This window comes from aff. Roholtiella sp. LEGE 12411 (assembly GCF_015206995.1).
Taxonomy (GTDB): Bacteria; Cyanobacteriota; Cyanobacteriia; order Cyanobacteriales; family Nostocaceae; genus Komarekiella.
Genome location: NZ_JADEXR010000223.1, coordinates 1 through 7,427 on the forward strand (window position 1 = coordinate 1; position 7,427 = coordinate 7,427).

Consider the following 7,427-nt stretch of genomic DNA (forward strand, 5'->3'; position numbering starts at 1 on the left):
AACTCAGTGGTGAAACGCTGCTGCGGCAACGATAGTTTAGGGGTAGCCCTACGCAAAAATAGCTCGATGCCAGGTTTTTAATACACGACACAAAGCCTCCCAAGTCATGACGGGGGGCTTTTGTTTTTTATCAGCTAATCGGCATTTATTCCTCTTCTGTCACTATTCATCTACGAGCGCAACTGTTGGGTGGGCATCTGTTGCCAAATGTTTTAGGATTTGTAATTCTACATCCATTACCCTACTTACCTTACAGAGTTTTATCTTTTGATTCTTTTATTCAGAATACTCAGAAAGTTACAGAAGAGGGGTATGTGGGACGCAGTTGAGTGCTACAGAGGTATGTAGCTTTAAGAACAACTAGTAAGAGCAGCACCACACTGATCTTCCCTTGCTAACCAACCCTTGACACCTTGATATTCTACCTGTGCCCAATCTCCCTGACAGCCTAGCAATTTGATGTTCTCACCAGGGGGGATTTTTCCTACTTTTCGGCTTTGCTGATTAGCATTAGCGTAAATATCTACACCATTAGTAGCATAACCCCGTGATGATATGCCTAAGTTTTGTACAAACACCCATCCAGTTCCTTGAAAACCATTGCTAGCGTTAGTAATCTGTACCCATTTTCCCAAAGCAGCAACAATTTGAACTGTTTCATGGATGGGTATTTGCCCCATAATTCTATTACTGATACTTGCACCACTCCGCACATTTAAACCTTGTAGATCTGTATCAGTGACGTAGGCAAGAATATCGCATTTATTTTGATTAATTGATTTCGCTAAAACGATTTGATTGGCCATACCAGTATTGATAATTACGCTAACACAAGTTAATCCTAATACTATCGCTAGCTTGGATGGTGACTTTTTTATATTTTTTGTCATATTTTCTCTATTGTTCTAGTATCAGCGTCCAAGACGGCGGTCTTATTTTTACCTCACATCATACCTGAAAAATAGAGTTAATTGATAATACAGAAGTGCTTCATTGTATCAGGGCTTTTTCTAATGAGAAAATAGAGATTTGTATTAAATTAGATTATTCAGATTTTTCTCTCAGAAATTTTATTGTTTTGTCAGTTTGACTGACGAAAATCAGCCAAACTGATAGTTATTGTAGATTTTTATCGGTTACAAGCCAAAACTTTACTTCATGTCGTAGCCAAACAGATTTGGGTCAACTTCTCCTAACTGTAAATCTGCCAAACCATATTCTGCCCATCGCCTTTCTACCATCGCTGCGATATCTGGATCTGACTCTAAAGGCGCACCCCATTCATGGTCTGTTTCAGGGGGAATTTTCGTGGTAGCATCAATTCCCATCCGTCCACCTAAACCAATTTTCTCACTAGCAAAATCCAAAGTATCAAACGGTGTATTTGGCAAAATAAATACATCTCGCACCGGGTCAACTTTGGAACTAATCGCCCATACTACTTGACGTGGATCACGAATATTTATGTCTTTATCTACAACAATGACAAACTTAGTGTATGTAAATTGTGGTAAAGCACTCCAAAATGCTAAAGCAGCCCGTCGCGCCTGTCCCGGATATGCTTTATCAATGGAAATAATTGCAGCTTTGTAACTCAAAGCTTCCATTGGTAAGAAGAAATCGACAATTTCTGATACTTGTTGGCGCAGAATAGGGGTATAGATGCGATTTAGTGCGATCGCCATCATCGCTTCTTCTTTGGGTGGACGACCGCTAAATGTTGTTAAGTAAATCGGATCTTTGCGGTGCGTCATACACTGAAACCGAATCAATGGAGAATCCTCCACGCCGCCGTAATAACCCATGTGGTCGCCAAAAGGCCCATCTGGTAAAACTTCCCCTGGGGTAATCGTCCCTTCTAAAACAAATTCTGAATCTGCGGGAACTTCCAAATCTACGGTTTTACACTTGGCCAACTGCACACCGGAACCGCCGTACAGTCCTGCAAATAGCCATTCTGATAAATCTACAGGTATGGGTGTAGCAGCTGCCATGATAATTAGAGGATCAACGCCGAGTGCGATCGCTACTTCTAATTTTTTCCCACGTTCGGCTGCTTTTCGCAAATGCCTCGCCCCACCACGCACCGATAGCCAATGAACCGTCATCGTATTCTGTGATTGTAGTTGTAAGCGATACACACCTACATTTGGCGTACCTGTCTCACAATCCCTAGTAATCACTAACCCCAGCGTGATAATCTTGCCAGCATCACCGATATAAGGGCGGATTAAAGGCAACTTCCGCAAGTCTACATCATTGCCTTGAATTACCACTTGTTGACAAGCGGGGAAAAAGTCCCGTCCTGGTTTCGCTTTAACTACGTCAAATAGTACCTTACCAAAGTCTATCGCCTGGGAAATCTTCTTTGGTGGTTTTGGCTGTTGCAACATACTCAGCTTTTTCCCCAGAGTTTCCAACTCTTCTGGATGCTGCATATTCATCGCCCAGCAAATCCTTTCCACAGTTCCCATCAAATTCACCGCCACAGGGAAAGAAGCACCTTTGACGTTTTCAAACAACAACCCAGGCCCACCTTTTTGCAGCATCCGGTTGGAAATCTCAGCAATTTCTAACTCTGGGTCAACTAAAGCTGAAATTCGCTGTAATTGTCCCTTTTGTTCTAGAATTTTAATGAATCCCCGCAAGTCTCTCGCCATTGTTCTAATAAAACCGAATATTTAAGAAGTGTGAAGAACGTTCTTTTATTATTAGTCATTTGTCATTAGTCATTTGTCGTTAATTATTCTCTCCCGCACTCTCTCACTCCTCCACCATCCGGGAAATTGTTGGCTTTAACTGCAACTTAATCTATTTATTTGTTTTTCTTAACTATATTTCACAAACAATTTAGTTATCCTAACCAGAGATAAGCATTATTTTTGCCAAATAAACGCTAATCTGCTCAAACATGGCCAGAATGTACTATACCTTCCTAGCAGGTTACTTTGTTATGTGGTACCTGCTAGGTTTATTTTTTGTAACCTTTATCTGTGCCTTCAAACGTATTTAGATAATTTGTAAAGAAAGTAATTATTGCTTTTGTCTTTTTCCCAATTTTGTCAGCTTGCGATCGCCTAAGTAGTTAACCAGCCTGGGCTATTTAGCGTTTTGGTTTTTAATTATAAAAAATAAATCACATAAATTAAAAATAGTTAATTATATTAAATGGATAGTTTTTGACGCTAAATTAGATTTTCCCAGAGGAAAATAATTATACAACAAAATATTTTTTTATGTTCAATATATTTGAAGATAAATACATTAACAAATATTGTATAGCTTTATCGTGCTCAAAAGTTAAAGATACTTTAATGAAGTATTTACCTTTTGTTAATGTATTTTAATCATAAAAAATGTAGCTTACTTAAAGCTGCAATTACAACAGGAAAATGTTCCTTTAATACGAGGTAATATGATTTTTTCAACTACGATTTTGAACCGTTTAGTTACTACTTCAGTAGTAACATCTGCTATTGCATTTAGCCAAGTTTTTACTGCGATCGCTCAAGCTGAAACATTGAATGGTGCTGGAGCAACTTTTCCCGCTCCGCTTTATGAACGCTATGCTCGTGAAGTTAAGAAAAAACATTCCGACTTGAAAATTAACTACCAAGGAATTGGTAGTGGCGGCGGTATTCGTCAAGTCATTGCTGGAACTGTTGACTTTGGTGGTAGTGATGCAGCAATGAAAGATGATGAAATGGCTAAAGTCAAGAATGGTGTAATTTTAGTACCTACAGCAGGCGGCGCTGTTTCTGTTGTCTATAATCTTCCGGGTGTTAATAGTCTAAAATTATCTCGCTCTACACTACCAGCAATTTACGCAGGTCAAATTACCAACTGGAATGACGCAAAAATAAAAGCTGATAACCCTGGTGTAAATCTACCAAATCAACCAATTAAATTTGTGGTTCGCGCTGATGGTAGCGGTACAACTTTCATTTTCACTAATCATTTGAGTAGCATTAGTCCTTATTTCAAAGGAAGAATTGGAGCCAACACTGCTCCCAAATGGACACTACCAAATGTCCTTAAAGGTAAAGGTAATCCTGGGGTAGCTGCTTTAGTATCTCGCACTACTGGCTCTATTGGTTATGTTGAATATGCCTACGCTAACCAAAACCAATTAAAATCAGCACTCATACAGAATAAGCAAGGAGAATTCATTGCTCCTTCTTTACAATCTGCAAACACAGCTTTAGCAACTGTGACCTTTCCAGACAACTACCGCGTTTTTGTAGGAGATCCAGGACAAGGTTATCCTATCGTAGGTCTTACCTGGATGATGATTTACAAGCAGTATGCTAATGCTTCCAAAGCCGATGCTATTAAGAAATGGGTGAATTGGGTGCTGACAGACGGTCAACAGTATAACGACGACCTCAATTATACTAAGATTCCATCTAGTGTAGTAAGCCGTGTACTTCAAACAGTAAATAGTACTGTCAAACCTTAATTTTTCATCTGATTAATTTTCTCTCATAGTAGGGTGAGCTATTTGCTCACCTTATTGACATGAAAAAATACTATTTTATGAATTTGTAATGACATCATCAGAACCAGCCGATAATAATTCATCAAGTCAACAGAAGTTAAGTGATGAAAATCTTGACCTGACAGCTACTAGCAGAACAGATTTCTGGTTCGACCAAGGATTTAAACAGCTGGTGTACCTTTTTACCCTAATTACCGTTGCGGTACTATTCGTGATGAGTTGGGTAATTTTCTACGAAGCTCAACCAGCCATTATGCAGTTTGGATTAGGATTTTTGTGGGGTCAAGATTGGGATACAGGTAATCAGATTTTTGGTGCTTTACCTTATATTTATGGAACTCTAGTAAGTAGCGCGATCGCTATTATATTTGCTGTCCCAGTAGGAATCGCTATCGCTTTAGTTACTAGTGAAAATTTCTTACCTTTATCGTTACGAACAATCATAGCATTTGTTATTGAATTAATCGCAGCAATTCCCAGTGTCATTATTGGTTTATGGGCTATTTTTGTCTTTATTCCAGTTTTAGAACCTCTGCAAAAGTGGCTAGCTAGTATCTTCAAATGGATACCACTATTTAATACAGAAGAACCTTCTGGAACGAATATGTTGACTGCTGGTATTATTTTAGCCATCATGATTCTGCCAACAATGGCAGCAATTACCCGTGAAGTATTACTAGCTATACCTAAAGAATTACGTAGCGCATCTATGGCTTTAGGTGGTACACGCTGGGAAACAATTTTTCGGGTCTTGCTACCATCTGGGTTTTCCGGAATCATGAGTGCGGTCATGCTTGCTCTAGGACGTGCTCTGGGCGAAACCATGGCTGTCACTATGGTGATTGGTAACTCTGCTCAAATCAGTCCATCCTTACTTGCTCCGGCTTATACAATTCCCTCTGTATTAGCCAATGAATTTGCAGAAGCTGAACCAGGATTGCATATTGGCGCTCTAAGTTATTTGGGATTGATTTTATTTGGGTTGACTTTAGTTGTAAATATTGGTGCGGTGTTATTAGTGCAGTGGTTTGGCAGGAAAAATAGGTAAAACATGGAACTACAATTTTACATCTAAATCACAAGTTTAAATATCATAAACTGTAAAAAAAATGAGTGCCTATCTACAGTCTGAAAGCAATAAATCCCTAGCAGCAGAATTATGTAGTCCTTTAACCCCAAGGCGACTGTTATTTACTTATGTAATGAATGCGATCGCCTTTCTTTTCACAGGTCTAGCACTTGTTCCCTTGCTGTCACTTTTATGGGAAATTTTTGTGCGAGGAATATCTGGACTCAATCCAGAAATATTTGTCAAAACAGTAATTGATAACGGGTTTAGTAATGCCATACTGGGTACTATCACAATGGTGCTAATTGGCGCACTGTTAAGCATTCCCACAGGGATAATGACAGGAATTTTTTTAGCGGAATTTAGTCAAACTAACCCAGCTGTTGGTTTTGTTCGTTTTATTACTAAGATTTTTACAGGCGTACCTTCGATTGTGGTGGGTATATTTGCTTATGCTGTGATTGTTTTAGTAACTAAAGGATTTAGTGCGATCGCAGGTGGCTTTGCGTTAGCCGTGATTATGCTACCCGTTATTGTACTCACAACAGAAGAATCTTTAAAACTTATTCCCAGTAGTCAACGCCTCGCCTCTGCTGCTTTAGGAGGAACCCGTTTACAAACTACTTTTCGCATAGTTTTTACTGCTGCAATACCTGGGATTACAACAGGCATTTTATTGGCTGTAGCCCGTGCTGCTGGTGAAACAGCACCTCTCATTTTTACTGCTTTGTTTAGTCTAGATTGGTCAGAAGGATTGTTAAGTCCAACAGCTTCTCTACCAGTATTGATTTTTAACCTCTACAACGACCCCAACCCGCAAAAAAATCAATTGGTCTGGACTACTTCCATAGTTCTACTCAGCTTAGTTTTATGTGTCAGTATTCTCTCTCGTTTAGTTATTAGCAAGAGAATGACCAAGTAGAAATTAATTTTTTCACCCGTTTAGTTAAGTATGAGTAATCTAATTCCAGCTATCAAAGTTAAAAATCTTAGCTTTTATTACAGCACTTCCAAAGCAATTGAAGATGTATCAATGGATATTTATCAAAATCATGTAACCGCAATTATTGGGCCTAGTGGTTGTGGTAAATCTACTTTTATTAAAACCCTCAATCGTATTAGCGAATTAGAAGGGCCTGTGAAAGTTGAAGGGTGCGTAGAATTTTTTGGTCAGAATATTTATGACCCTCGGATTAACTCAAATAGGCTACGCCGCCAAATTGGTATGGTGTTCCAAAAACCGAATCCTTTCGCCATGAGCATTTACGAAAATGTTGCTTACGGTGTAAAAATAGCGCACAGGCTTACCCAAACAGAATTTGATGAGATTGTCGAATCTGCTTTGAAAGGCGCTGCTCTTTGGGATGAGGTGAAAGATAAACTAGATAAATCTGCTTTAGGGCTTTCTGGTGGTCAACAACAGCGACTATGCATTGCTCGTGCTTTAGCTGTCAAACCCAAAATTCTCTTGATGGATGAGCCTTGCTCGGCTCTTGACCCCATTGCTACCATGAAAGTTGAGGAACTTCTCCATAGTTTACGCTCTCAATTGACGATCGCGATCGTCACCCACAATATGCAGCAAGCTGCCCGGATCTCCGATTTCACGGCTTTTTTCAGCACAGATGAAAGTCGTATTGGTCAAATGGTTGAATTCGGTGCTACAGAGCAAATCTTTAATAATCCACTCGACCCCCGTACCCACGACTACATTTCAGGGCGTTTTGGTTAATTTGACATACTCACCTGCCTGAAGGCGAGGTGATTCTTGACGCTTCGTTGACAGATGCTACCGGAGTAGTCTTATCCCGTCTCTGCGTCCGTTTAGAGTCGTGGCAATGCCCTATCCCGACTTTGTTT

6 protein-coding genes are annotated in these 7,427 nt (G+C 39.6%); 4 read left to right on the forward strand and 2 right to left on the reverse strand.

The window, feature by feature from the left end; translation table 11 throughout:
• Nucleotides 1-350: 350 nt before the first annotated feature.
• Nucleotides 351-890 carry an SH3 domain-containing protein gene (locus IQ246_RS27830; RefSeq protein ID WP_194006524.1) on the reverse strand — a complete coding sequence of 180 codons (540 nt, stop codon included), beginning with the start codon at nucleotides 888-890 and terminating at the stop codon, nucleotides 351-353.
• A gap of 261 nt (nucleotides 891-1,151) precedes the next feature.
• On the reverse strand, nucleotides 1,152-2,660 hold the full coding sequence (locus tag IQ246_RS27835; protein WP_194006525.1) for a UbiD family decarboxylase: 1,509 nt from the start codon (nucleotides 2,658-2,660) through the stop codon (nucleotides 1,152-1,154).
• 755 nt (nucleotides 2,661-3,415) lie between these two features.
• Here IQ246_RS27835 and pstS point away from each other — a divergent pair.
• The 4 genes from pstS to pstB all read left to right on the forward strand — a co-directional run bounded on the left by pstS (nucleotide 3,416) and on the right by pstB (nucleotide 7,299).
• Entirely contained in the window at nucleotides 3,416-4,459 is a 1,044-nt protein-coding gene (pstS, locus tag IQ246_RS27840) for a phosphate ABC transporter substrate-binding protein PstS (protein ID WP_194006526.1), read from the forward strand.
• 88 nt (nucleotides 4,460-4,547) lie between these two features.
• Nucleotides 4,548-5,546 (forward strand): phosphate ABC transporter permease subunit PstC, encoded by a 999-nt coding sequence (pstC, locus tag IQ246_RS27845; protein ID WP_194006527.1) that lies wholly within the window; start codon nucleotides 4,548-4,550, stop codon nucleotides 5,544-5,546.
• Nucleotides 5,547-5,607: 61 nt separating this feature from the next.
• Nucleotides 5,608-6,489, forward strand: coding sequence for a phosphate ABC transporter permease PstA (pstA, locus tag IQ246_RS27850; protein ID WP_194006528.1), 882 nt, complete (start codon nucleotides 5,608-5,610; stop codon nucleotides 6,487-6,489).
• A gap of 30 nt (nucleotides 6,490-6,519) precedes the next feature.
• Complete coding sequence (gene pstB / locus IQ246_RS27855) at nucleotides 6,520-7,299, forward strand: phosphate ABC transporter ATP-binding protein PstB (RefSeq protein ID WP_194006529.1); 780 nt, start codon at nucleotides 6,520-6,522, stop codon at nucleotides 7,297-7,299.
• Nucleotides 7,300-7,427 lie beyond the last annotated feature (128 nt).

Coding starts and splice junctions, on each gene's coding strand:
- pstA (WP_194006528.1), top strand. CDS start 5,608: ATGAGTGCCTATCTACAGTCTGAAAGCAATAAATCCCTAGCAGCAGAA.
- pstS (WP_194006526.1), top strand. CDS start 3,416: ATGATTTTTTCAACTACGATTTTGAACCGTTTAGTTACTACTTCAGTA.
- pstC (WP_194006527.1), top strand. CDS start 4,548: ATGACATCATCAGAACCAGCCGATAATAATTCATCAAGTCAACAGAAG.
- IQ246_RS27830 (WP_194006524.1), bottom strand. CDS start 890: ATGACAAAAAATATAAAAAAGTCACCATCCAAGCTAGCGATAGTATTA.
- IQ246_RS27835 (WP_194006525.1), bottom strand. CDS start 2,660: ATGGCGAGAGACTTGCGGGGATTCATTAAAATTCTAGAACAAAAGGGA.
- pstB (WP_194006529.1), top strand. CDS start 6,520: ATGAGTAATCTAATTCCAGCTATCAAAGTTAAAAATCTTAGCTTTTAT.